At 39.1% G+C, this 24,587-nt stretch carries 24 protein-coding genes and 1 pseudogene; 13 read left to right on the top strand and 12 right to left on the bottom strand.

Translation table 11 applies throughout. The features are described from left to right. Positions 1-40: 40 nt before the first annotated feature. Positions 41-1,087 (bottom strand): D-alanyl-D-alanine endopeptidase PBP7/8, encoded by a 1,047-nt coding sequence (pbpG, locus tag C1642_RS02035; protein WP_031946417.1) that lies wholly within the window; start codon positions 1,085-1,087, stop codon positions 41-43. Positions 1,088-1,299: 212 nt separating this feature from the next. Between pbpG and C1642_RS02030 the strand changes: the two genes are divergently transcribed. The 3 genes from C1642_RS02030 to C1642_RS02020 are packed head-to-tail and all read left to right on the top strand — an operon-like array spanning position 1,300 to position 4,959. Beyond that, positions 1,300-1,935 (top strand): response regulator, encoded by a 636-nt coding sequence (locus C1642_RS02030; RefSeq protein WP_000633799.1) that lies wholly within the window; start codon positions 1,300-1,302, stop codon positions 1,933-1,935. A gap of 10 nt (positions 1,936-1,945) precedes the next feature. After that, entirely contained in the window at positions 1,946-3,514 is a 1,569-nt protein-coding gene (locus C1642_RS02025; protein ID WP_001160344.1) for a sensor histidine kinase, read from the top strand. Between the two features lie 23 nt (positions 3,515-3,537). After that, positions 3,538-4,959: a sigma-54-dependent transcriptional regulator gene (locus tag C1642_RS02020; RefSeq protein WP_031994477.1), complete on the top strand. Its 1,422-nt coding sequence runs from the start codon at positions 3,538-3,540 to the stop codon at positions 4,957-4,959. A 3-nt stretch (positions 4,960-4,962) separates the two neighbouring features. On the opposite strand, the gene C1642_RS02015 is transcribed toward C1642_RS02020, so the two are convergent. The 4 genes from C1642_RS02015 to lptF all read right to left on the bottom strand — a co-directional run bounded on the left by C1642_RS02015 (position 4,963) and on the right by lptF (position 10,006). After that, positions 4,963-6,147 carry a S41 family peptidase gene (locus C1642_RS02015; RefSeq protein WP_000939107.1) on the bottom strand — a complete coding sequence of 395 codons (1,185 nt, stop codon included), beginning with the start codon at positions 6,145-6,147 and terminating at the stop codon, positions 4,963-4,965. Between the two features lie 15 nt (positions 6,148-6,162). After that, positions 6,163-7,710, bottom strand: coding sequence for a 2,3-bisphosphoglycerate-independent phosphoglycerate mutase (gpmI, locus tag C1642_RS02010; RefSeq protein ID WP_031963978.1), 1,548 nt, complete (start codon positions 7,708-7,710; stop codon positions 6,163-6,165). Between the two features lie 125 nt (positions 7,711-7,835). Continuing rightward, positions 7,836-8,906, bottom strand: a complete 1,071-nt coding sequence (gene lptG, locus C1642_RS02005) for an LPS export ABC transporter permease LptG (RefSeq protein WP_000881094.1) — start codon at positions 8,904-8,906, stop codon at positions 7,836-7,838. Continuing rightward, positions 8,906-10,006 carry an LPS export ABC transporter permease LptF gene (gene lptF, locus C1642_RS02000; RefSeq protein ID WP_000586912.1) on the bottom strand — a complete coding sequence of 367 codons (1,101 nt, stop codon included), beginning with the start codon at positions 10,004-10,006 and terminating at the stop codon, positions 8,906-8,908. Before lptF ends, lptG begins: the two co-directional genes overlap by 1 nt. A gap of 143 nt (positions 10,007-10,149) precedes the next feature. On the opposite strand from lptF, the gene C1642_RS01995 reads away from it, so the two are divergent. The 4 genes from C1642_RS01995 to C1642_RS01980 all read left to right on the top strand — a co-directional run bounded on the left by C1642_RS01995 (position 10,150) and on the right by C1642_RS01980 (position 13,024). Beyond that, positions 10,150-11,598, top strand: a complete 1,449-nt coding sequence (locus tag C1642_RS01995) for a leucyl aminopeptidase (RefSeq protein WP_103235847.1) — start codon at positions 10,150-10,152, stop codon at positions 11,596-11,598. Further along, complete coding sequence (locus C1642_RS01990; protein WP_001151592.1) at positions 11,591-11,998, top strand: DNA polymerase III subunit chi; 408 nt, start codon at positions 11,591-11,593, stop codon at positions 11,996-11,998. Before C1642_RS01995 ends, C1642_RS01990 begins: the two co-directional genes overlap by 8 nt. 38 nt (positions 11,999-12,036) lie before the next feature. Further along, positions 12,037-12,675 carry a hypothetical protein gene (locus tag C1642_RS01985; RefSeq protein WP_001988710.1) on the top strand — a complete coding sequence of 213 codons (639 nt, stop codon included), beginning with the start codon at positions 12,037-12,039 and terminating at the stop codon, positions 12,673-12,675. Positions 12,676-12,805: 130 nt separating this feature from the next. Next, complete coding sequence (locus tag C1642_RS01980; RefSeq protein WP_000354154.1) at positions 12,806-13,024, top strand: hypothetical protein; 219 nt, start codon at positions 12,806-12,808, stop codon at positions 13,022-13,024. A gap of 59 nt (positions 13,025-13,083) precedes the next feature. Here the strand turns inward: C1642_RS01980 and C1642_RS01975 are convergent, their stop codons facing one another. The 6 genes from C1642_RS01975 to glnK all read right to left on the bottom strand — a co-directional run bounded on the left by C1642_RS01975 (position 13,084) and on the right by glnK (position 18,586). Beyond that, positions 13,084-13,743, bottom strand: a complete 660-nt coding sequence (locus C1642_RS01975) for a riboflavin synthase (protein WP_000493866.1) — start codon at positions 13,741-13,743, stop codon at positions 13,084-13,086. A gap of 42 nt (positions 13,744-13,785) precedes the next feature. Then, the gene (locus C1642_RS01970; RefSeq protein WP_001083669.1) at positions 13,786-15,078 is read right to left on the bottom strand and encodes a DNA adenine methylase; all 1,293 of its coding nucleotides are present in this window, start codon (positions 15,076-15,078) and stop codon (positions 13,786-13,788) included. Continuing rightward, positions 15,075-16,160: a bifunctional diaminohydroxyphosphoribosylaminopyrimidine deaminase/5-amino-6-(5-phosphoribosylamino)uracil reductase RibD gene (ribD, locus tag C1642_RS01965; RefSeq protein WP_103235846.1), complete on the bottom strand. Its 1,086-nt coding sequence runs from the start codon at positions 16,158-16,160 to the stop codon at positions 15,075-15,077. Before ribD ends, C1642_RS01970 begins: the two co-directional genes overlap by 4 nt. A gap of 15 nt (positions 16,161-16,175) precedes the next feature. Then, a complete protein-coding gene (nrdR, locus tag C1642_RS01960) occupies positions 16,176-16,634 on the bottom strand; it encodes a transcriptional regulator NrdR (RefSeq protein WP_000543541.1) in 459 nt (152 codons plus the stop codon). A 158-nt stretch (positions 16,635-16,792) separates the two neighbouring features. Then, positions 16,793-18,190 carry an ammonium transporter gene (locus C1642_RS01955; protein WP_000738520.1) on the bottom strand — a complete coding sequence of 466 codons (1,398 nt, stop codon included), beginning with the start codon at positions 18,188-18,190 and terminating at the stop codon, positions 16,793-16,795. A gap of 57 nt (positions 18,191-18,247) precedes the next feature. Next, on the bottom strand, positions 18,248-18,586 hold the full coding sequence (gene glnK / locus C1642_RS01950; protein ID WP_000780326.1) for a P-II family nitrogen regulator: 339 nt from the start codon (positions 18,584-18,586) through the stop codon (positions 18,248-18,250). A 279-nt stretch (positions 18,587-18,865) separates the two neighbouring features. Between glnK and C1642_RS01945 the strand changes: the two genes are divergently transcribed. Beyond that, a complete protein-coding gene (locus C1642_RS01945) occupies positions 18,866-19,093 on the top strand; it encodes an accessory factor UbiK family protein (RefSeq protein WP_000894500.1) in 228 nt (75 codons plus the stop codon). Positions 19,094-19,158: 65 nt separating this feature from the next. Beyond that, positions 19,159-20,004, top strand: a pseudogene (locus tag C1642_RS01940) (YifB family Mg chelatase-like AAA ATPase); the annotation flags it as partial. A gap of 181 nt (positions 20,005-20,185) precedes the next feature. Here the strand turns inward: C1642_RS01940 and C1642_RS01935 are convergent. Continuing rightward, entirely contained in the window at positions 20,186-20,431 is a 246-nt protein-coding gene (locus C1642_RS01935; protein ID WP_103235844.1) for a helix-turn-helix domain-containing protein, read from the bottom strand. Between the two features lie 69 nt (positions 20,432-20,500). Here C1642_RS01935 and C1642_RS01930 point away from each other — a divergent pair, with 69 nt between their 5' ends. The 4 genes from C1642_RS01930 to C1642_RS01910 all read left to right on the top strand — a co-directional run bounded on the left by C1642_RS01930 (position 20,501) and on the right by C1642_RS01910 (position 24,347). Further along, positions 20,501-20,983: a hypothetical protein gene (locus tag C1642_RS01930; protein WP_228153822.1), complete on the top strand. Its 483-nt coding sequence runs from the start codon at positions 20,501-20,503 to the stop codon at positions 20,981-20,983. Positions 20,984-21,428: 445 nt separating this feature from the next. Further along, positions 21,429-22,133: a metallophosphoesterase gene (locus C1642_RS01920; protein WP_103235842.1), complete on the top strand. Its 705-nt coding sequence runs from the start codon at positions 21,429-21,431 to the stop codon at positions 22,131-22,133. Between the two features lie 367 nt (positions 22,134-22,500). After that, positions 22,501-24,099 carry an anti-phage dCTP deaminase gene (locus tag C1642_RS01915; RefSeq protein ID WP_103235841.1) on the top strand — a complete coding sequence of 533 codons (1,599 nt, stop codon included), beginning with the start codon at positions 22,501-22,503 and terminating at the stop codon, positions 24,097-24,099. Between the two features lie 62 nt (positions 24,100-24,161). Next, positions 24,162-24,347, top strand: coding sequence for a hypothetical protein (locus C1642_RS01910; protein WP_103235840.1), 186 nt, complete (start codon positions 24,162-24,164; stop codon positions 24,345-24,347). Positions 24,348-24,587 lie beyond the last annotated feature (240 nt).

Here is a 24,587-nt window from a genome sequence, read left to right as displayed (position 1 = left end):
AAAAAACGCTTCTAAAGAAGCGTTTTTAAAAATAATTAAATTAAATACGTTTTGGCAAATTACTTAACCAACCAAGCAAGTTAGTTGCATCATTATTACGTGCCTGAGTACTTGGCTCACCCAATAATACAATCACTGCTGGGCGTGAGTTCACAGTAGTATGCATAACTACACAACGGCCTGCTTCATTAATATAACCAGTTTTAGATAAGTTGATATTCCAACCACCATTACGGACTAAAGCATTTGTATTATTTGATTTAAGAACACGATAACCTAAATTAAAGTCATAGGTCGGTGTGGTTGAGAACTGACGAATCAAACCATATTGAGATGCTGTACTCGCCAAAATTCCCAAGTCACGCGCAGAAGATACATTACGCGGATCTAAACCAGTTGACTCATAATAATGAGTTGCATTCATACCTAAAGCACGCGCTTTAGCATTCATTGCCGCCACAAATGCAGCACGGCCACCCGGATAAGTACGCGCTAGAGCTGCTGCTGCCGGATTTTCTGACTTCATAAGAGCAAACAGAAGAACTTCTGCGCGGTTCATTTTATCGCCAACACGAAGTGTTGAGCTTGAATTTTTCCCGCCAGCCCCAGCAAAATCAATTTGCTCAAGTGTAATTTCTTCAGACATGTTTAAACGGGCATCTGCCGTTACAACTGCCGTCATCAATTTAGTAATAGAAGCGATCGGCACTGATGCGTTGGTATTTTTACTATAAAGTACCTCACCTGTTTGCGCATCCATTACAAGTGCAGCACGTGCACTGACACTCGGCTGGGCGTTATAACCCACAGTATCACGGATTGGAGCAACTTTAGGGGTAGAAGTAATAACTCTCGGCGCATTACTGCCACGCAATGTTGTGGTTACAGAAGTTGAACCTTGCGGAGTCGGTTCATCATCTTCATCATTTAAAAGTTGACTAGCATCCGCTGCAGTCCAATTTAAACTTGCAGTACCAGTACTCCCTGAAGACGGGTTATTGACGAGTTCTGCAAAGCTTGTTGAACTCAAACTAAGCAAAATAGACATGCTTAGCACATGCATTAAAGACTTTTTAGAATTTTTCACGGCACAATACTCGACTCAGGGTGACACACATTTGCGCTTACTATCATTATGCCTTACATTTGAGATATAAGGTATAAAGCTTTTACCGACACAATTGTGCACAACTATTCGCTCACTATAGAAGAATAGGATTGCTAATTTTGTCATTCCATTGCAAGCTTATTTTGCTTTATGTAACAAAAAACTTGTTTTTTGAAAGAAAGGAGGTCTTCTTGATTACAGTTTTAGTTGTCGATGACCATGAACTGGTACGTACGGGTATTTGCCGTATGTTAGAAGATCATGCCGATGTTGAGGTAATTGGACAAGCCGAATCGGGCGAAGAAGCAATTGCTATCGTTCGCCAACAACATCCGCAAGTCGTACTGCTGGATGTCAACATGCCCGGCATCGGTGGCGTAGAAACAACCCGTCGTTTATTACAGACGGCTCCAGAGACGAAAGTCATTGCTGTAAGCGGCCTTGCCGAAGAGCCTTACCCATCTTTATTATTAAAAGCCGGTGCAAAAGGCTATATCACTAAAGGCGCGCCAATTGCCGAAATGGTTCGTGCAATTAATAAGGTCATGCAAGGCGGTAAATATTTTAGTGCAGATATTGCCGAACAACTCGCGAGCTCATATTTATCCGACACTCAACAATCCCCTTTTGATTCGTTATCGGAACGGGAAATGCAAGTTGCAATGATGGTCGTCAACTGTATTAGCGCCCAAGAAATTGCCGATAAACTTTTTGTAAGTGTGAAAACTGTAAATACTTACCGTTATCGTATTTTTGAAAAGTTAGGAATTGATAGCGATGTAAAACTAACACATCTTGCGATTCGTTACGGTTTGATCAAGCCATAACCAAACTTACATGCAATTTCCCTTAAATTCATCCTTGTCCCATACGATTTTTCGTTTGGGCACTTGGTATGGCTTATACCGTCTTATTATTGCGGTTAGCCTGAATATTATTTTGGTTTTAACCGATGCGCAAACTGATAACAGTTTGCAGCAACCTGCCTTATATTCCTACACACTACTCGGCTATTCGCTCTTAAGTCTTGTTCAGCTGTTATGCTTTAAATTTATTGCCACTCAAGCCACGCGACAGCTTATTTTATTTTTTATTGTTGATATTATTTGTTTGAGTTTACTGACTTTTTCTGTGGGTGAACCAAATTTACAACTCAGCTTACTCTATGTAATTGCCATCTTTACCTCGGCGATTTTACTCAGCGCAAGAATGTCTTTGCTGATTACATTGCTTGCGGTTATCGCTGTTATTTACCAACGATTTGTAGGTAGTCTATTTGACTATAACAATCTAAATACTATTGGTAATAGCGCTCTCTTAGCTTTTTTATTTTTTGTGGTTCACGGTATTGGCCAAATTGCTGTGCAGCGCTTTAAATTACTTGAAGCACTCACCTTTCACCAGTCAATTGAACTCTATCAACTCCAAAATATTAACCGTTATATCTTAGAACAAATTGAAGAAGGCTATTTAGTTCTAGATGAGAATTACGACATCGTTGTCAGTAATCCTGCGGCCTGTTCACTCTTGGGTATTCCCCCTCAATTTGCCAATGAAAAATATCCTTTAGCAAAGTGGCATACCGATTTATTTGAAATTTTAAAGTTTGGCGACTTAAAAGAAGGTGACCGATTTATTTTTGAGTCTCGGCTATCGGCGTACTCCATCAACATTAAAGTGCAACACCTTTTGGTCCCACAACAAACGTTAACCCTGCTCATTTTACAAGATGCCCAACAAATTAATCAGCAAGCTCAGCAGCTTAAGCTTGCTGCGCTAGGGCAACTCTCAGCAAGTATTGCACATGAGATCCGCAATCCTCTCGCTGCAATCGTACAAGCAAATGAGTTACTGAAAGATAGCAATCCAGAACAACAAAATACTTTGCGTCATATGATTGGCAAACAAACCAAACGCATTGATAGTATTGTTCAAGATACTTTAGGACTTGCTCGTAGTGAAAGAACACATCCTATCCAGATCGATGTAAAACACTTCATAGATACATTGCTCGAAGAAGATTTATTTGACGTTAAACATTCAATTCAACTTAAAATTTCGGATAGTTCTCTAAAATTTTTATTTGATGAAAAACAATTAAGACAGGTCATGATCAATCTGGTGAGAAATGCTTTACGGCATAATGCCCCCGACTCGCCGTACATTACGGTCAACATCCATTCACAGACAAATAAAATTTATATTGATGTGATCGATTACGGTGAAGGTGTTTCAAAACGTGATATATCTCAATTATTTAAACCATTTTTTAGTACCGAAATTAATGGAACTGGTTTAGGATTATATTTGTCTCATAGTTTTTGTGAGGCGAACCATGCAAGGCTCACCTATGTAGAGCAAAAACAAGGGGCATGCTTCAGAATAGAATGCCCAATAATATATTGATTTTTTATTAGGTTTTTGGGGAAATGGCAGAACAGCAACCACTGGTTTTGCTTGTAGACGATGAAGAAGATTTGTGCCTTTTAATGCAAATGACACTTGCACGAATGGGGATTAAAACACATCTTGCTTATCGGGTTGAACAGGCCAAACAACTCTTCACTCAATTTCATTACGATGCGTGTTTAACCGACTTAAACCTACCCGATGGGAGCGGGATAGATTTAGTTAAACATGTCTCTCAAAATTATACTAATACTCCCATTGCCGTTTTAACTGCCTACGGCAATATGGATATTGCAATTGCAGCATTAAAAGCAGGCGCTTTTGATTTTGTAAGCAAACCAGTCAACCAAGTACATCTAGATCAATTATTACAAAAAGCCTTGAATCGGCAAAAAGTAGAGCATGATGCTACCGAGAATGCGTTAGAAAATAAATTATTAATCGGCCGTTCTCTACCCATCCAGCAGCTACGTATTGCAATTAAAAAAATTGCGCGCTCACAAGCACCTGTATTTGTTACCGGTGAGTCTGGAACAGGTAAAGAAGTAGTTGCCAATTTGGTTCATCGGCTGAGTAACCGTAGTGAAGGCCCTTTTATTGCAATTAACTGCGGTGCCATTCCCACCGAACTCATGGAAAGTGAGCTTTTTGGGCATAAAAAAGGGAGCTTTACCGGAGCAACTCAAGATAAGCAAGGTCTAATTTTATCGGCACACGGTGGCAGTTTATTTTTAGATGAAATTGCCGAATTACCTTTAAGTATGCAGGTCAAACTGCTCCGCGCAGTACAGGAAAAAAAGATCCGACCTGTCGGTTCAGATCAGGAAATCGATGTTGATTTCCGTGTAATTAGTGCAAGTCATCAAGATTTAGATTTATTGGTTAGACAAGGTAAATTCCGTCAAGATTTATTCTTCCGTATTCACGTTATGGACCTCATATTGCCGCCTCTACGTGAACGTGGCGAAGATGTCCTTTTACTTGCCAATCACTTTATTCAGAAAATTTGTATGGAGTGGGAAACACCACCTAAACAATTAACAGAAGCAGCCGAAACTTATCTGCTACAGCAACACTTTCCGGGTAATGTTCGCGAATTAAGGAATATGATTGAGCGCGCAATTACCTTAAGTGAAGATGCCACGATAGATGTATCTCATTTACATCCTGCTCCTCTAAGAGCGAATATTTATAATCCTTTTGCTTCGGCTGCTCAAAGCATACAAACCACTGTGGCAGCTCCTCAAGTCGTAAAAAAATTACCAAGTGAAGGCTTAGAACGTTATTTAGAAAATATTGAAAAAGATATTTTACTCAATGCACTCAATATGACTCATTGGAATCGTACTTTAGCAGCTAAAAAATTAGGAATGACTTTCCGCTCTTTACGCTATCGTCTGAAAAAATTTGGCTTAGATACGGAGACAGAACAGGAAGTATAAAATTTACTTTCTTTTTAGAAGGAGATCGGCAACACGATCTAGATAAACTTCTTCTTTCATTTCTGGAGGTAAGGGATAAGTCTGGTTAGGCTGAATACCTTGCCCCTCAATCATATTACCATTTGGTGTGTAGTAATGTGAGACTGTCATTTGTAGCGCTGCCCCACTCGGTAAAGGGAAAAGCTTCTGTACAACACCCTTTCCATAACTTTTTTCACCCATGACCCAAGCACGTTGATGCTCTTTCATTGCAGCAGTAAAAACTTCTGCTGCCGAGGCAGATCGGTGATTAATTAAAATACCAACTTTTATATTTTGAAAATCGTTACCCGGTAAAGCCTGAAATTGCTGATTGCCTTCTGAACGACTTTTTGTCGAGACAATAATGCCATGATTTAAAAATAAATCGGCTGACTCAACAGCAGCAGATAACAAGCCGCCTGGGTTATTTCTTAAATCAATTAACACCGCTTTTAAACGCGAAGAACTATTTTCTTCAATTAAACGCTTAATCTCATTGGCGGTATCTTGCTGAAATACTCTAATTTTTAATACCAACACCTGATTGTGCAACATCACAGGCTCAATATCGGTTTCAATCTTTTTATTACGGACTAAACTAATTGGACTATTTGACTCTTCTGTTTGTACTTGAAGCGTCGAGCCTATCGATCCATAAAGCAAACCTAGCACCTGATCATGTGTCAGATTTTTAAGTTCCTGATTATCAATCTTTAAAATAGTTTGGCCATTTCTTAATCCTAGTTTATATGAGTCAGAACCCGTCTTAAGATCACGAATCATCCATTTATGAACATGTGATTCGGGGCTTAGTACAAAATCAACTGAAGCAAGATCCCCTTCAGTATATTGAATGAGTTGACGGTATTCTTCAGCTGACAAATAGCGGGAGTAACGGTCTAGACCACTGACTAAACCTTTAATTGCCTGTAAAAATAAAGCATCGTCCGATTTTTCATCGACATAGTTATCACGGACGATTCCATATATTTGTACAAACTGTTGAATAGACTCAATAGGTACTTCTGCATAACTTTCTTCTGATTCTGGGGCATCAGCATGCAGAGGCGATAATTTTTCTTTTACAACAGGGGCTGCAAGAGCAAGCTGGCTGCAACACATCAATACGCTAACAAAAAAAGCTTTATATATATTGTGTTGCAGCATTTAGTCACCTATCGCTTAAGCAGACAATGTAATGAGATTACGACCTTGCATTTCAGCAGGCACAGGAATCTGCATTAAGTTCAGAATGGTCGGTGCAACATCAGCAAGCACGCCACCTTCTGCAATCGTTGCTTGGGTTGGACCCACATAAATAAAAGGCACAAGCTCTGTTGTATGCTGAGTATGAACCTGACCACTTTCATAATCTTGCATTTGTTCAACATTACCGTGGTCAGCCGTAATAAGCATATGGCCTTTTTTCGCCATTACAGCTTCGTATACACGACCTAAACATGTATCAACTGCTTCAACAGCCTTAACTGCAGCATCAAATACGCCTGTATGACCGACCATATCACCATTGGCATAGTTCACAACAAGTAAGTCGTACTCACCCGAGTTAATTGCTTTGACTAGCTCATCAGTTACTTCATAAGCACTCATTTCAGGCTTTAAGTCATATGTCGCAACGTTTGGCGATGGAATTAGAATTCGCTTCTCACCTGGATATTCGTCTTCACGACCACCACTAAAGAAGAAAGTCACATGGGCATATTTCTCAGTTTCAGCAATACGTAATTGTGTTTTACCTAAAGAAGATAAATATTCACCAAGCGAGTTCTTTAACTCTTCAGGCATATATGCCACAGGTGCATCAATACTTGCCTGATAACGCGTCAACATGACAAATTTAGAAAGGTTCGGTACAACTTTACGCTCAAAACCTGCGAAATCTTTTTCAACAAACGCACGCGTAATTTCACGGGCACGGTCAGCACGGAAATTCATAAATACAACGCTATCGCCATCTTGAACTTTAGCGATCTCACCAATACGGGTTGCTTTTACAAACTCATCATTTTCATTTGCAGCATATGCAAGCTCTAAGCCTTCAACCGCAGTAGTTGCAGTACGAACAGCTTCACCTTCCGTTAATAAACGGTAAGCCTGCTCAACACGATCCCAACGGTTATCACGATCCATTGCAAAATAGCGACCAATCATGGTTGCAATACGGCCCTTGCCTTCATATTGAGCAAATAATGCATCTAATTTTTCTAAAGACGGCTGAGCACTGCGTGGAGGTGTATCACGGCCATCAAGGAATGCATGTAAGTAAACTTTCGCACCGCGTTTTAAGGCAAGTTCACACATCGCCACAATATGATCTTCATGTGAGTGAACACCGCCTTCAGAGAGTAGGCCCATAATATGAACTGAGCCACCCGCTGCTTTTGCTTTTTCTACGGCATCAACCAATACTTCGTGCTCAAAAAAAGCACCAGTACGAATATCTTTAGTAATACGTGTGAAGTCTTGGTATAACACTCGGCCAGCGCCAAGGTTCATGTGACCAACTTCAGAGTTACCCATTTGTCCATCAGGTAAACCAACATCTTCACCAGAACCAGAAATGAGACTATTTGGATGCTTTGCTTTCATTGCAGTTAAATTCGGGGTTTTTGCTGCAAGAAAAGCATTATCTTCAATCGCTTCACGGTGTCCAACACCATCCATAATGACCAGAACGTGAGGGATCTTGCCAGCAGTTGCATCCGTCATAATCAATTTCTCTTTTGTCTACAATTTCATCGCAATATCTTACCGAATTTTCGGTGAAGACTCTATTTTTTCCTATGGCTTTCCCCAATGCTCCTCATTGAGAAAGCCATTTATATACTTTCAATTTAACGGGCCCGATAAAGCAAATAACTTCCGGCACCAAACATTAAAATAATAGGCATGAGTACAAACCAAGCTGGCGAAGGCGCGTATACCAAACTTGCGTAGCCCAAGAAGTCTTGTAAATAATAAAAGCCTAAACCAATGAAGAGTGCGATCACCAAACGGAAACCCATCGACTGTTGACGTAGTGGACCAAAAATAAAAGAACAAGCCACTAATACAAGAGTAATGAGTGAAAATGGAGAAGCGACTTTTTGCCAAAAAGCTAATTGGTAAGTTTTCGGCACTTGGCTATATTCGTCCATATAGCGCATAAAACTAATCAGCTGACTTGGAGACAAGTCCTCAGGGTCTAAAGTCACCATGTGTACATATTTAGGCTGTAGAGCCAAACCTAAAGACTGCTGATCATGATTATTTAGTATCGAATTACCATCTGTAAGAATGTCCATCTGGCTGGCTTTTTGTAAAGTCCATTGACCATCTTGGATAAACTTTCCTTGCTCTGCATTAATTAAAGACTGTAAATGGTAGTCTTTGTTAAAGTCTACGACCTGTATATCTCTTAAATTTCCTTGTGAGTTCGCATAATCAATATAAATAAAGCGTTGCCCTTCTCGTGACCAATAGCCTTTCACTTCACCTAAAGCAGCAACTGATCGATGGCTTTTGACACTTTGCGCTTTCTCATTTGTATAGGGAACAACCCACTCACTTAGAGCAAAAGATAAAACAATAAGTAGCAAAGCTGAGCGCATAACCCAACCTACAATACGCCATAAGCTAATCCCGACCGAACGCATCACGATCAGCTCACTATTGGATGCTAAAGCGCCTAACCCAATCACAGCGCCAATTAAGGCCGAGATAGGTAAAATTTCATATAGATAGCGAGGGGCACCCCATAACACATAGATAAAAGCTTGCCATGCATTATAGTCAGGTTTTAGCTCACCTAATTCACCCAGATAAGTAAACAGGATTTGCAAAACAGACAAAACAATGGTGGTACCAAACATTGCGAGCGCAGTGGTTTTCGTCACATATTTGGCGACTATTCGACGTGCTAACATTATAATTTCACTCGCTTAATCTGTTTCTTGATTTTCGGCCCTAATTTCTGCTTACGTGAAAATAAGGCAGCTGCGATTGCATAAACCAATAAAGCCACTGGATAAGCCCAAATATCCAGTTCTCCTTTACTTATACGAGTTTTAATTGCAATCATGAGTACGATCAAACTCGCGAAAATAAAGATAGATGGAATAAGACGATAATAACGACCTTGTCGCGGGCTTACTTCCGACAATGCCACAGATAGCATCAAGGCAATAATAATGGTAAACGGACCAAATAAGCGCCAGCCCAACTCACTTCTTACGACCGGATCATTTGCTTTAGAAAATAGTTTTGATGTGGAAAGTGCTTCTACATCGCCACTCTCAAACTTAACATCTTTGTCATTTTCTAAACGTAGACGATAAGACTGGAACTCTGCTTGCGTATATTTTGGTTGTCCCGGGAATATTTCATAGCGACGACCTTGAACGAGATCAACCACATTGGCTGTATCATTCGCGACCTCAACACGTGTTGCCTCTTTTGCCAAAATCATGACATCTGGCTTGCCTTCTTTGGCTGCACGCTGATAAAAGAAAATATCTTTAAGGTTTTTTCGATCTTCCGACAATGAACCTGCATAAATCGTATAAGGTCCAGAAGAAATAAACTCTCTTGGTCGCACCAAGTCAAACCCTGTACGCACTGCTTGGGTTGTAGTTAATTTTTCGAATTCACGAAGTCCCCACGGCGTCATCCAAAGCATAAGTACGGACTGACACACCATGTAAACCAGTGTCATTGGAATAAGTAAGCGCGCTAACTGATGACGACTTACCCCACTACCATTCAATACGGCCATTTCATGGTCAACATATAAACGACCAAACACCAACATTAAACCAATAAAAAACCCAAGTGGTAAAATGAGGGTTAGAAATTCAGGTAAACGATATCCAATGATGCTAAACAAGATACTGGCATCTAGCCGCCCCTGTGCCGCCACACCAAAGTATTTGATCAGACGACCACCCATCATGATTAAGGTCAATAATGCAATGACCACCAATGAGGTAGAGACAACTTGCTTGACGAGATAACGCCGAATAATCAAATTAATACTTCCAAAAGGCTAATCGGGACGAACGCTAGTTTACCCGAATGTTAAAAATATAAAACCGCACATTGCAACGCTATGCTTGAAAGTGTTTCAATGTTTTAATCCAACATAACTTTCTATAGGCAATCACGGCAGCCATGAAATTTACAACTTATACAACTTTTCCTGAACAAACATCTAATGAATCTTTGTGGATTTTAGTTGATTCAGAACAGCTACAAAGCAATCTCAATACATATCAAATCAATAATCTAGAAAGTATTCTTACAGCAACTCAATTTAAAGCCAACTTCAATGAAACGTTGCCATTATTTGGTCAACTTAGCACTCAGTCCCATAGCCAATTACTTGGTTTAGGAAAAGCAGCTGAACTTCAAGCAGCTAAGTTAGCAAAATTGGCGCAAACCATTATCAAGTCGGCACAAAATAAATTTAAGCATATCGCAATTGATATTGCTGCGTTACCTGTCGAATACCATTATTTATTTGCATTAAGCTTAACTCAAGCAGCTTATGGTTATGATGAGTTTAAATCGAAAAAAAATGAATTTGTGTTACAACAAGTTGATTTAATTAGCTCACAAACCAGCCTTGATGAAAATCAACTCGCTTTAGTACATGCCGTACAATCTGGTCAGTCTTATGCTCGTGACTTAGGAAACCGACCAGGTAATATCTGTTTCCCTGAATATCTGGCAGAACAGGCATTAGCTTTAGCGGCAGAATTCCCAGACTTACTTAAAGTCACTGTCTTAAATGAGCAACAAATGGCTGATTTAGGCATGTATGCATTTCTTGCAGTCAGCAAAGGGTCTGAGCGTCCGGGCCGTATTGTGACTCTTGAATACCAAGCACAGCTTGAACAAGCTCCTGTCGTACTTGTCGGTAAAGGCGTAACTTTTGATACAGGCGGTATTTCTTTAAAACCAGGGCTTGGCATGGATGAAATGAAGTTTGATATGTGTGGTGCAGCTTCTGTACTCGGCACAATCCGTGCTTTATGTGAGGCACGTCTTCCAATCCATGTTGTGGGTGCGATTGCAGCTGCGGAAAATATGCCTTCAGGTAAAGCAACTCGCCCAGGCGACATTGTAACAACCATGAGTGGTCAGACCGTTGAAATTTTAAACACTGACGCTGAAGGCCGTTTGGTCCTTTGCGACACGTTAACGTATATCAAACGTTTCAATCCGGCAGTTGTGATTGATATCGCAACATTAACTGGTGCTTGCGTAGTTGCGTTAGGTAAAGTACTGAGTGGATTATTCTCTCCGGACGATACTTTGGCAGCTGAACTCCAACAAGCTGGTGAGCAGTCATTTGACCGTGTATGGCGCATGCCAGTGATTGATGATTATCAGGAATTACTGGACTCTCCTTTTGCAGACATCGCTAACATTGGTGGACCACACGGCGGCGCAATTACAGCAGCCTGTTTCCTTGAGCGTTTTACTCGTGACTATCGCTGGGCTCACTTAGATGTTGCCGGAACAGCATGGTTATCAGGCTCAGCAAAAGGCGCAACTGGTCGTCCAGTACCGCTACTTATGCAATTCTTGGCTAACCGTGTAAGTACGAATGGCTAAAGTTAGCTTTTATCTGTTTGAAACCAGTGAAGAACGGCAAGTCGATAGTGCTTGCCGTTTATGTCGAAAAATTTTACTAAAGCATTCACAAATCTGGTGGTATTGCCCAGATGTGCAGTTACAACAAACACTTGATGAAAAATTGTGGAGCTTTGATCCGACCAGCTTTATTGCCCATGGCGTTGATCAGGTAGATGCGGCAGTATGTATTTCGGCTAAACAACCTTCTGAACAAGGTTGGCTGGTATTTAATTTTAACAATCATGCACTTGAACAAGTGAATCATTTTAGCCACATTATAGAAATTGTTGAAAATAATGAAGCAGCCAAGCAAATTGGCCGAGAAAAATTTAAAATGTATCGTCGTTTAGGTATAGAACCTCGAACCTTTAAATTATAACGCGCTAAAATGTAAATACTGTTGAGCAAAGGAGAACTGTGGTGGCATTAAATGTCGGGCAAGATTTTAAAAAAAGATGGTTAAATGCGCCTGAAGCTGTCCGTCATGCTTATCAACAGGATTTGGCTCGTATTTGTGATTTATTAGAGCCTCAGACCCCTATTCAACTGTGGGTTTTAAATGACGAAAAAGCGCAATTAGAATCACAACAAAATATTGAAAAGGCATATGCTGACTTAAAGGCAGAGTTAATCGAGCAAGCGCGAATTCGTCGCCAACTTGCTTTAGAAAAAGCTCTTGCAGATAAGCGCGCAAAAGAAGCAGCTTATGCTGCTGAATTACAGGCTGACGAAGTTCGTAAATTTAGTGAACAAACGGAAGCTTTGCAGGCTTTACGCAGTCATTTAGAACAAGAAGTTGCTGAACATACTGCACGTTATCAGAAAAACCCTGAAACGCCAGCAATTGACTATTCTTCTGGTGCAAAACTTAGCATTACTGACGATCAAATCTTATCTGAGCTTGAAAGTGTACGTGTTCGCCTAGAACTTGAAGCTGAAAGCTTAATTGAACAGGCAGTAACAGTTTTCCGTGCCAAACTGCATGCTGCGGCTCAAGAAGAAATTGAATATATTTTAAAGAATTCTAACTTTTCTGATGAAAAAATAGAAAAGTAAAGTTTTAATATTCCTCCTGTCATAAAAATGACATTTAATTGTCACAAAATGGTCATGCATAATATTCTTATGGTTCAAGCAATTATAAGAATAAGTCATGATTATTTATGAAAATTAATGAGGGTAAGAAATGGACATTCCGCATCAGATTTCAACGCAAATTGAGCAACTTAATCAAGGCGAGCAATGGACCTTCTCAGCACAAGAACTTTATATGAGTCATAACGACTTTAATTCGCTTTCAATCTTACTCACACGAGCATCGGAAAAAGGCGAATTTTCAATTACACGCACTCAGCATAATAAACCTTGGGTCGGCACACACTCAGTTACTCTCACCAAGCATTAATTTTTTAAAATAAAAAACCGGAACGTATGTCCGGTTTTTTATTTTGGCAATTTAAAAGTTTATTTTAAAAAACCATTTTCAGCTAAGAAGGCCATACTAATATTTGATTCAGTTTTCTGTTCAGCAGCTTTATCACCTAGTAATAAGCGTTCGATATAACGTGCTAAAACATCAACTTCAAGGTTGACCTTGCTACCCACTTGCCACGTTCCAATATTAGTACGCTCTGCTGTGTGTGGGATTAGGTTTAAACTTAAAATATTACCGCGTAAATGATTAATCGTTAAGCTAATACCATCTACAGTTACTGAACCCTTCTCTGCCAGATATTTAGCAAGTTCTACAGGCGCAGTCACTTCAAAATAAATTGAGCGAGCATCTTCACGTACTAGGGTAATTTCACCTACACCATCAACGTGACCACTTACAATGTGTCCACCAAAGCGGGTAGTCGGTAACATGGCTTTTTCCACATTGACACGTTGACCAACTTTCCAGTTACCCAAAGTCGTGCGGTTTAAACTTTCACGGGACACATCAGCCGCATACCAGTTATCACCCCACTCAATCACTGTGAGACAGATCCCGTTAGTTGCAATTGAGTCACCCAAATGTACGTCAGACATATCCAAATCGGTTTGAATACGTAAACGTACATCGCCACCTACACTTTGCAGGCTTTCTACTTTACCTAAACTTTCAATAATGCCTGTAAACATGGCTCAATCTCCAAATCTTTTACACTGCTTAAATTGCAGCGCTTACCAAAGTGCGAGCTGTGTACTATTACCTGATGTATCTACACCACCTAGCTCGGCGAAGTGGTAAAGCTGGCCTAACAATTGACGTAACGGTGGCCCTGGTTTGGCATGAGTATCTGTAATCACAATAAACTCAAGCACACGTGCACGCTCTGACTGACGTTGTTTACTTACGCGATAACGTGGAACATCTTGAGTAAGTAAAGTCACTTTTCCACGTTCCAGATTGGCCATCAGTAAATCTTTCGGCTCAATGTTACCATCGGTCGAATAACTGGTCAGAATATAACGTGCATTGATGGTTGAAAGTAATTTTTCATACGCATCTTTTGCATGTTTAGAAGAGTTATAAGGACTTGGACGTTCTTTACGCCATGCACGGTCAATACCACTCTTATAGCCCTTAGTGTCTGGTGGCGGTAGGTCGACTTGATCCCATAATGTCAACGCATTTAAAACGTGATAGTTACTACTGTAAGCATGCTGATTATAAGGTGGGTCAAGATAGGCTACATCTACTTCAAAACCGCTCATCTGATTTGCTAGATGCTGAGCATCTACACACCACATTTCAGCAGCAGGGCGTTTACGGTCGCCAATCTCACAGAAACGGCTCGGTGTTAACCAAAGTAGTGATTCAATACGCTCTAATGCTGTTTGTGTACGTCCGCCCCACCCTTGGTGGAAGCTTTTAAATACACCACTGGTATTACTCACAAAACTTGCCGAATAGAGTAATGGCGCAAGCAAAGCACTCATTTCTACATCATTAATTGCACCCTGCGCTTGCCATGTTGCAATTTGCTGGCGAATCGCATCGATGCGCATACCATTGCGACGTTTAAAGAATAAACGATCACGAGATGGATCATAGACATCATCATTACGAGGGCAAAGGTTATGCGTTACCCAGCCTTTAACCTCGGGTAAGCGGTTTAAATAATCAATCGCTTTCTGATAGCCACCCAACTCTTTAAAAGCAGGTGCATCGACACACGCTAAAATTGCATGATTTAAAGCATGACTATAAGGTTCCCAATCATTGGCAATGACACGGTATCCATTTTGACGTGCTAAACGAGAAACCACTCCACTGCCTGCAAAAAAGTCAGCAAAAATCGGGGGGTTCTTTTTCTTGCTATTCAGCGTCCCTGTGATTTCCAGAGCTTCTAAAATCAAGTGGAGCAATCGGCGCTTGTTGCCCAAATACGGGACAAGCTGATGGAAAAGATATTCGTCTGTCGTGCGGGCTGCATGACGACGTTTGTGGTATACCGAAGGCTCTGAATTCATACTTTCTCTTGCGTAGGGATTAACCTTAAGCGTATATCTTGATCAAGTTGTGTTACATCAAGAAGTTTAAAACGAAGTTGCTGTGCCATATATTCAAAATCTGCATTGAACATGGCTCTTGCACTTTGCCCCAATAAAGTTGGAGCCACATAACTGATCATTTCATCAATCAAGCCTTCTTGCAAAAAGGCACTTGATAATGTCGCGCCAGCCTCGATCAGCACATCATAAATTTGGTATTGCTTAGATAAGGTCTGTAATAGTGTTTTTAAAGGCTGAATTTCTAATTGTATCACGCCTAAGTCAGCAAGTTCCTGACGATATGGCCCCATCACCATCACAGTTTCAGGATTTTCTAAAATTTTAGCGGTGAGCGGTAAACGCCCTCTCCGATCTAGAATTACACGTTTTGGCTGAGCAACCGTTTCGATATCAACATTATGAAGTGAACGTACATTAAGTTGGCAGTCATCGGCAATTACAGTTTCAATACCTGTAATCACGGCGCCTGAAATCGCACGCCAATGTTGTACATCTTGACGGGCCGCAGAACCTGTAATCCACTTCGACTCACCAGATGCCATCGCAGTACGTCCATCAAGACTAGAAGCAACTTTTAATCGTACATATGGCATGCCGGTAGACATCGCTTTTAAAAAGCCTTGATTAAGTTGAGCTGCCAAATCTTCACAAATACCGATTTCTACTTCAATACCGGCATTTTTTAATATCTGAACACCTTTACCTGCAACCAATGGATTAGGATCAGGACAAGCGACCACTACTTTTTTAACTTGGGCTTTCACCAATGCTTCGGCACAAGGAGGGGTTCTGCCATAATGTGCACATGGTTCAAGCGTCACATAAGCCGTTGCACCTTGTGCATGTTCACCCGCCTCACGTAAGGCAAAAACTTCAGCGTGTGGCTGACCAGCTTTAGGGTGAAAACCTTCACCGATCATCTGATCATCTTTGACGATGACACAACCAACATTTGGATTAGGCTTGGTCGAATAGAGTCCTCGTTTGGCAAGTTCAATGGCTTGCTGCATCCAGTATTGATCTTGTTTTAACTCAGACATAAAAATCTCAAATGATTAGTGTTCACGTTGTTGCATTTGCTCAATTTGGCGGCGAAACGCTTCAACATCCTGAAAGTCTTGATAAACCGAAGCAAAACGAACATAGGCAACGTGGTCAAGTGCAAATAAAGATTGCATGACAATCTCACCAATCGTTCTGGATTTCACATCACGCTCACCCAAACGGCGAATTTGCAACTGAATATCGCTGAGAACCGTCTCGATCTGCTCTTGTGTCACTGGACGTTTTTGTAAGGCATGCATAAGCGAACGACGTAGCTTCGCCTCATCGAACGGTTCATTTTTTCCATTCGATTTGATCACACGGGGCATCACCACTTCATAGCTTTCAAAAGTGGTAAAACGTTCACCGCAACTTACACACTCACGACGTCGACGAATCTGACAGCCTTCTGCGGCTAGACGCGAATCGATGACTTTACTATCTGCGGCGTTGCAAAATGGACAATGCATAGCGGACTTAATAGGGTCAATTACTTTGACCTAGTGTAGCAAAATTTCTACACTTACAGAACCAGCATTCTATGAGACAAAAAAACAGTCCTGTCCGAGATCAAAGCATCGCTTTGATCACAGCACAAGACTGTTTTTGATATAAGAATTATTAGTGATTATTCAATACGTTCGCCATGTTGGCTTAAGTCCAGACCCATACGTTCATCATCGGAATTAACACGAAGTCCAATTATAAGGTCAATCACTTTAAGAATAATGAAAGTTGCGATACCACTGTAAACCATTGTCGCAAGCACACCTTCGACTTGTACCCACAACTGACCAGCGAATGTTGGTGCTAATGCTACGTTGGCTGCCTTAATGATTTCATCACTATAAAATACGCCAGTTAAAATCGCACCGACAATACCACCTACAGCGTGCAAACCAAACGCATCCAAAGCATCATCTGCTTTAAGTAAGCGTTTAAGTGCCGTAATACCCCAGAAGCAGACTACGCCACCAATAAGGCCCATTACTAAAGCTCCGCCTACACCAACAAAACCAGCTGCAGGAGTAATCACAACTAAACCAGCAACAGCTCCAGACGCACCGCCCAATACAGAAGCTTTACCACGGATCATACGTTCTACTACCAACCAAGAGAACGCAGCAGCAGCAGCAGCAACTTGAGTCACTAAAATTGCCATACTTGCACGAGCACCAGCACCTAAAGCACTACCACCGTTAAAGCCGAACCAACCCACCCAAAGTAAACTTGCACCGATTACAGTTAAAGTTAAGTTATGTGGCGCCATAGATTCACGGCCAAGGCCAATACGTTTACCAAGCATATAAGCAGCAACTAGACCTGCAACACCGGAGTTAATGTGTACAACCGTACCGCCAGCGAAATCTAATGCACCTGCTTTAAATAACCAGCCATCTGCCGCCCACACCCAGTGAGTAATTGGCGCATAAACCACAAGTACCCAAATTGCAATGAATGCCATGAAAGCTGAGTATTTCATACGATCAGCAATCGAGCCACTCAAAATTGCGACAGTAATGATGGCGAAAGTCATTTGGAAAATAACAAAGAGGCTTTCAGGAATTGTTCCACTTAGTGCATCAAAAGCGACACCATTGAGCATTGCTTTAGACAAATCACCAAAGTATGCACCTGTGCCAGAGAACGCGATTGAATAACCTGCAATCACCCAGAGCAAACTTACTAAAATTGCAGCAGAAAGGCTAAACATCATAGTGCTTAAGACATTTTTCTTACGGACCATACCACCGTAAAATAACGCCAAGCCTGGAATTGTCATCAACAGAACCAAAGCTGTTGAAATTAAAATCCAAGATGTATCACCGGTATCGAGTTTTGCAGTCGGTGTCGGAGCGGCCGGAGTTTCCTCAGCTGCTGGTGCCGCTGCAATTGTTGCAGGAGCTTCAGACGTTGATGTTGCTGTAACCTCAGATGTTGGTGTTGTTACAGTCTCTTCTGCCCAAGCGGCAGTACCACCCAAAAGTGCGCCGGTTAAACTCAGCGCCATAAGCATTTTTTTCATTCGTGTCCCCCAACCTCATTTGCGAGCTATTTATTGCTCAGCAAGCTTTGTGCCAATTTAGACAGCATCTGGTCCTGTTTCACCTGTACGGATACGGATGACTTGTTCCAGATTAGTCACAAAAATCTTACCGTCGCCGATTTTTCCAGTGCTTGCCACACGTGTAATTGACTCAATTACCGCGTCGACCATTTCATCACTAATCGCAATTTCGATTTTTACTTTAGGTAAGAAATCAACCACATACTCAGCGCCGCGGTAAAGTTCTGTATGTCCTTTTTGACGACCAAAACCTTTAACTTCAGTTACGGTAATCCCTTGTACACCAATGTCAGAGAGTGCTTCACGCACATCATCCAATTTAAACGGTTTTACAATTGCAGTTACAAGCTTCATGTTTGTTTCCTTCGGCTTCTTTTCACCAGTAAGGTTTTATGTTCAATTTTCATGCCAATATTTCAAAGGTTGGAGGATATGAATCTTTTGCATGAGCTTTCTTTATAACCTATTTAGTTATCAAGATGTAGATGAGCAACTAAAAATAAAATGAATTTTCAGTCCTGTTTTTATTTCAATTTATCGTTATAACATGGCTAAAAGCCAAGAAGCCTATATCCTAGATTCAAGCAGTGTTAAACTGGCGAGCATAAGGTAATACAACAGTTTGGATATATCATGCTAGAAACTCTATTACAGGCCATCTTGGAACAAATTGACGAGCCTAAAAAAGATTTAGAAAAAAACTTACGTGCATTATTAAATGAAACTGTCGAGAAATTAGATCTTGTCTCTAAACAAGAAATCGAAAGACAAAAAACAGCCCTTCATTTAGCCAATCAACGTTTAGAAGCGCTACAAAAACAAGTCAGTCTATTAGAAGAAGCTTTAAAGAATAAAAAATAAGCACCAACGTAGCGCACTTATACTTTACAACGATTAAAAATGAAGCACCATAATGGAACAATAAGATGTCTTTTTCTAAAATTTATACTCGGGGACTTTTAGGATTACATGCGCCTCTCATTGAGGTTGAGGTGCATGTGAGTCAAGGCTTACCCTCTCTGACTATTGTAGGCTTAGCGGAAGCAGCAGTTAGGGAAAGTAAGGATAGGGTTCGCTCAGCTATTATTAACAGTGGATTTCAATTTCCAACTAAGCGGCTGACCATTAACCTTGCTCCTGCAGATTTGCCCAAAGATGGTTCACGGCTAGATTTACCAATTGCTTTAGGCATCTTAATTGCCTCTGGTCAACTTCCGGAAAACTGCACAGAAGACTTTGAATTTATTGGAGAGTTGGCTCTAGACGGTCATGTAAGACCTGTGTCAGGCGCCTTAACTTTAGCAATGGCATGCCAGCAAGCTCAGCATAAAATCGTTTTACCAGTCGATAATAGCCAAGATATTAGCCATTTACCTAATCTTGAGTGTTATCCGGTTAATCATTTAAAAGAGGTGTGCGAGCACTTTTTAGGCACACAAAAGCTAGCTCACGCACAGCCAAGTGCCCATTCAAATGAAATGCCCTATAAATTTGATCTTGCAGATGTTAAAGGTCAGCTACGCCCACGGCGTGCACTAGAAATTGCTGCCGCTGGGGGACATTCCCTGCTCTTTAAAGGACCACCAGGCACAGGTAAAACTTTATTGGCCTCACGCCTGCCTTCCATTTTACCGCCACTTTCTACTCAAGAAACTCTTGAAGTTGCAAGTATTTATTCTATTTCAAATACACCACATACTTTTGGGCAGCGTCCATTTCGCGCGCCCCACCATACAGCATCAGCAATTGCACTGGTTGGGGGCGGTTGTCATTTACAAACAACTATGCGACGTTACAAACAACTATGCGACAAATAGACTTCAATAAAATGAAGTCTGAATCTTCAGTGTAAGGCCAGATTATCGAATTTAACTGGTTATTCTGAAAAGAAGTGTGAATTCCATTCTATGTGATTAAAAATTTGATAGAAGAATAGAAAAAGATTGATGTAAATTAAGGTAATAATTTTTCAAAATTAGAAATTTTAATAAACTCGGAAAGCGACATATTAAGAACTTTTAACCAATCATATAATTCAATTATATCGAGCCTTCGATCTAAGTTTTCTACTTTGGCCACGTAGGACTGATGCTTTTTTAAAGATGTAGCTACTTCTACCTGAGTTATATTTTGTTTCTCACGTATAGAAATTAAACAATGAATTAAATCAATATATCTGGGGTCATGTATTGAGCTCATGACTTAAGATGGTGTACCATTCGCAAAAATATCCCAAAATGGGATATTTAATTTCAAATGATGATTGATATGACGAAAAGACAAATTCTGCAAAGATTGTTTTTACGTTTTCTTATGAAAAATACATTTTATAAACAAGACTTTGTAAAGATATGGAATCTATTTGTAGGAGAAAACAAGTATTTCAATACTGATGAAAACTTTGAAGTAGTTCATAGCTTTTTTATACAGAACTTAGAAAAGGAGTACTTTATTGTGGATACTACAGCTATTCCTCGAAAATACACTTCTACATATCACGCATATCAATTAAAGAAGATTTGTTTACCCGTAGAGCTACAAGAGCCTTACGAATCAATTTGTGAAAAGACTTACCAGCTTAATAAAGCTCTACAACAGAATGAGCTCGAAATTGAATGTCTCAATGAGTGTTTTAAGGAATTTCCTAGTATTAGGTTTCAAATTGAACTTTTGATTCAAAAAAAACAAAATTATCAATTTTCGCTTCAATCAAAAGTAAATGTATTAAAAGAGCTAATGCAAACTTTTTAAATTATATGTAGTACAGCTTTTATAAGTTTTTAAACCAAGGAATATATTAGAAAAGATAAAAATTGAATAAATATAAACTTACTAACAGTATGTCGAGAAATTGCGTATGAAATTAAAGCACTCTTTACGAATAGAAGTTATACAGGATGTGTGTGATATCTGTGATAAGTCAACTCAATTAAATTATGGTTTATTGAAAGCAGAATGGTGTTCTAACACCTCGGATAGAACTGATAAATATGAAGTTCGTCTATGTAAATCATGTTTCTTAGGAACACTTTCTTATTTAAGAAACCAGAAAAAATTGATTCACTTATTTGATGAAAAGTTTGACTTTACCCAACTAGATAATCTTGGTTTGAGATAAAATATTAATCGAGGTTGGTTTAATTGTCATAAAACATGATTATATGAATCCAATATTTTTAGGCAATGAGTTAAAAATATGCAAGGAATTGATTTAGGTCATAATTTGATTGAGCATTATGATAAGCCTATAGAAGGCCGCCTTTTTGTAGTTGGTGATCTTCATGGTTGTTATACCCTGCTTATGAATAAATTAAAAGAAATGGAATTCAATTTTCAGCAGGATTTATTAGTATCTGTTGGAGATTTAGTTGATCGCGGTAGTGAAAACCTTGAATGTCTGAGTCTTATTGATAAACCTTGGTTTAAAGCAATCCGTGGTAATCATGAACAGATGTGTATTGAAGCTACCTTTGATAAAGAAATGAAAGATATGCATTCTCATCATGGCGGTGCTTGGCTCTATGAATTACCTATCCATCTACAACAAACCATTGTTGAGCAATGCCGTAATTTACCAATCATTCTTGAAATTCAGCACAACCATAAGGTTTATGGTTTTGTTCATGCAGATATACATATGAATAACTGGGAAGAATTCAAACAAGAAGTTTTAAAAAACAATTATTTTATTGAAGGTGAGCAATCCGCTATACAAGTTGCTTTATGGCATAGAGGACGGGTCCGATTTAGTAAAAATAATCCAAGCTATAAAACTGTAATAGGGATTGATGAAATCTACTTTGGTCATACTGTAATTAAAGAACCCATCCAACATCATAACTGTTTTTTCATTGATACAGGGGCTGTTTTTGGAGGAAAATTAACAATAAAAGAATTATAAATATGATACATAATCCAAATATCGTTACTTCATAACATCAATTGTTTTTGAGAAAACTACGTCCATTTATATAGTTAAATATAGGTCCTATATAGCTTCTAGTACTAATTTTTATTAATCAATATAATTACTAAAATTTTAGAGAATTCTCTTATTTGTATTTTCACAATAATTCTACTATTTAAAAATTAAAATATTTTAATTTTCAATACATTAAAAATATAAGAGTGTGTAAAGGATTCTTGAGTATACTCTTCCTCTATATATAAACCTAAATTTCAACTTTTTTCAGCCACTTACTAGTAATTTACATTTAACTATAGGATGATAATGAAAACATATAAAACTTAATAAAAAGGGATTTTCAATGGCTGCAGAACCACAAATTAAAATTGTAGAAGATGGGGTTTCAACATCGAAAGAACGTCCAAGTGATGTAATTTCTCAACGCAGATCTAAAGAGCTAATAATTGCATTTTCAGGCCCCATTGGTTGTGGAATAAATCCTGTTAAAGAACATATGCAACAAGAATTAGAAAATGCTGGCTATATTGTCCATCACATAAAGATAAGTGAGTATTTAAAGCAATGTATTAAGGACCAGTTAGTGTGTAAAGGAGAAGTATTACATACCTCTGGAGGTGACAGATATATACAAATGCAAGATGCCGGTAATGAACTTCGGGCTGTACAATCCGATATTCTTGCAGAATATGCGATTACTAAAATAGCTGAGATAAGAACTATTAATACAAGTGAGTCAGAAGAGTTAGCAGATTACATCCCTGAACGGACCGCATATTTTATTGATCAACTTAAACATCCTGAAGAAGTGATGCTTTTAAGAACTGTTTATGGAAATTTATTTTATTTGTTTGGTGTTTTAAGTATAACTTCGCGTCGAGAAAAAAGATTATCTTTAGAAGGTGTTAATCATGAACATAGATCCTTACTAATTGAACGAGATAGAAAAGAACGTCTCAATAATGGTCAACAACTTGATAAAGCTCTACAACTTGCGGACTTCTTTATTCGAAATGATCACTACAATACGGAAGCAATTAAAAGCCAGATCCAAAGGTTTATTAAATTAATTCATGGGGAAAATGGGTTATCACCAACTAAAGCTGAATACGGTATGTATGCCGCATATGCATCAGGTTTAAGGTCTTCATGTTTATCTAGACAGGTAGGTGCAGCCATAATGAGCCCTGAAGGTATCATCATTGCCACTGGCCGTAATGACGTTCCTAAGTTTGGAGGTGGATTATATAGCCCTGAAAGTGGTTCAGTTGATGCTCGCTGTATAAAACTTGAAGGTGAACATTGTTACAATGATATATATAAAAGAAAACTAGTAGATGATATAAAAGATATATTGAAGCAAGAATTAGTATCGCTTTGCAGCGATACTATCGAATTGGATAGATTGTCCACTTCTATATCGGAAAATGCTTACAAGAATACTAGATTAAGTGGCTTAATAGAATTTTCACGTTCTATTCATGCTGAAATGGATGCAATTGTTTCACTTGCTCTAAAAGGGAATAATGCTACAAAAGATGCAACGCTATTTACATATACTTTTCCATGCCACAATTGTGCTAGACATATCGTTGCTGCTGGAATAAGTACAGTTTATTATCTGGAACCATACGAAAAGAGCTTAGCTTTAGAGTTACATTCTGATGCAATATCGATTGATGGTACTGACTATGTACCTGATGAAAATGGCTCAGTGAATCAAAAAGTTAGCTTTTTACACTTTGAAGGAGTTGCCCCACGCCAGTATTTAAATATGTTTAATCCTTCGGGAGATAGAAAAGATAAATCAGGAAAAGCTATAAAGATTAGTATTAGAGATGCTGATAAAAAAGTTCCAGAGTATTTAGATGCGTATAGAGACTATGAACTTAAAGTAATTGCTCATATGCAGGACCTATTAAAACAAAAATTAAAAGTTTAATAGGATTGCTTAAAGTAGTGTAGTTATCTAGACTAGCAGCCAATTTTTTGAGAGGTGTGATTATGTCTCAATATTTATATTCAAACAGTCAAAATAAAACTGTTGAGATTAATAGCAAGCATGCAAGTGGTTCAAAAGCAACAAATATTCTTTGCTTTCAATCTGCTAAAGAAGCTAAAAATGCTTCTAATAATAACTCAACTGCTATTGAGCGCTTACTTCGAGAAGCTCAAAAGTTACGGTGGTAAAATATCATAAATCAGGAAACAACTTTTCTATAGAAAGTTTACCCAAATAATTTCATTTTTAAACACTGAATTCATAACTATATTTTTAAATCAGAAGTTAAGTCTTAACGTTAAGACTTAACTTCTAAACTCCAGAAATTTACTACATTAGATAATTAATTTTATTCAATATTTATCTTAAACTTATATTGACTAAACATGTTTTTAAAATTTATCAAAAAATCAACCAACACTCTTATT

It is taken from the genome of Acinetobacter sp. AKBS16, assembly GCF_002899995.1.
Taxonomy (GTDB): domain Bacteria; phylum Pseudomonadota; class Gammaproteobacteria; order Pseudomonadales; family Moraxellaceae; genus Acinetobacter; species Acinetobacter baumannii.
This window is presented reverse-complemented; position numbering and strand designations above follow the sequence as displayed.

What these genes read in the sequence shown, in the direction of transcription:
- C1642_RS02025 (WP_001160344.1), top strand. Translation starts at nt 1,946, where the DNA reads ATGCAATTTCCCTTAAATTCATCCTTGTCCCATACGATTTTTCGTTTG.
- C1642_RS02020 (WP_031994477.1), top strand. Translation starts at nt 3,538, where the DNA reads ATGGCAGAACAGCAACCACTGGTTTTGCTTGTAGACGATGAAGAAGAT.
- C1642_RS02015 (WP_000939107.1), bottom strand. Translation starts at nt 6,147, where the DNA reads ATGCTGCAACACAATATATATAAAGCTTTTTTTGTTAGCGTATTGATG.
- gpmI (WP_031963978.1), bottom strand. Translation starts at nt 7,710, where the DNA reads ATGACGGATGCAACTGCTGGCAAGATCCCTCACGTTCTGGTCATTATG.
- lptG (WP_000881094.1), bottom strand. Translation starts at nt 8,906, where the DNA reads ATGTTAGCACGTCGAATAGTCGCCAAATATGTGACGAAAACCACTGCG.
- C1642_RS01995 (WP_103235847.1), top strand. Translation starts at nt 10,150, where the DNA reads ATGAAATTTACAACTTATACAACTTTTCCTGAACAAACATCTAATGAA.
- C1642_RS01990 (WP_001151592.1), top strand. Translation starts at nt 11,591, where the DNA reads ATGGCTAAAGTTAGCTTTTATCTGTTTGAAACCAGTGAAGAACGGCAA.
- C1642_RS01980 (WP_000354154.1), top strand. Translation starts at nt 12,806, where the DNA reads ATGGACATTCCGCATCAGATTTCAACGCAAATTGAGCAACTTAATCAA.
- C1642_RS01975 (WP_000493866.1), bottom strand. Translation starts at nt 13,743, where the DNA reads ATGTTTACAGGCATTATTGAAAGTTTAGGTAAAGTAGAAAGCCTGCAA.
- C1642_RS01970 (WP_001083669.1), bottom strand. Translation starts at nt 15,078, where the DNA reads ATGAATTCAGAGCCTTCGGTATACCACAAACGTCGTCATGCAGCCCGC.
- ribD (WP_103235846.1), bottom strand. Translation starts at nt 16,160, where the DNA reads ATGTCTGAGTTAAAACAAGATCAATACTGGATGCAGCAAGCCATTGAA.
- nrdR (WP_000543541.1), bottom strand. Translation starts at nt 16,634, where the DNA reads ATGCATTGTCCATTTTGCAACGCCGCAGATAGTAAAGTCATCGATTCG.
- C1642_RS01955 (WP_000738520.1), bottom strand. Translation starts at nt 18,190, where the DNA reads ATGAAAAAAATGCTTATGGCGCTGAGTTTAACCGGCGCACTTTTGGGT.
- glnK (WP_000780326.1), bottom strand. Translation starts at nt 18,586, where the DNA reads ATGAAGCTTGTAACTGCAATTGTAAAACCGTTTAAATTGGATGATGTG.
- C1642_RS01945 (WP_000894500.1), top strand. Translation starts at nt 18,866, where the DNA reads ATGCTAGAAACTCTATTACAGGCCATCTTGGAACAAATTGACGAGCCT.
- C1642_RS01935 (WP_103235844.1), bottom strand. Translation starts at nt 20,431, where the DNA reads ATGAGCTCAATACATGACCCCAGATATATTGATTTAATTCATTGTTTA.
- C1642_RS01930 (WP_228153822.1), top strand. Translation starts at nt 20,501, where the DNA reads ATGACGAAAAGACAAATTCTGCAAAGATTGTTTTTACGTTTTCTTATG.
- C1642_RS01920 (WP_103235842.1), top strand. Translation starts at nt 21,429, where the DNA reads ATGCAAGGAATTGATTTAGGTCATAATTTGATTGAGCATTATGATAAG.
- C1642_RS01915 (WP_103235841.1), top strand. Translation starts at nt 22,501, where the DNA reads ATGGCTGCAGAACCACAAATTAAAATTGTAGAAGATGGGGTTTCAACA.
- C1642_RS01910 (WP_103235840.1), top strand. Translation starts at nt 24,162, where the DNA reads ATGTCTCAATATTTATATTCAAACAGTCAAAATAAAACTGTTGAGATT.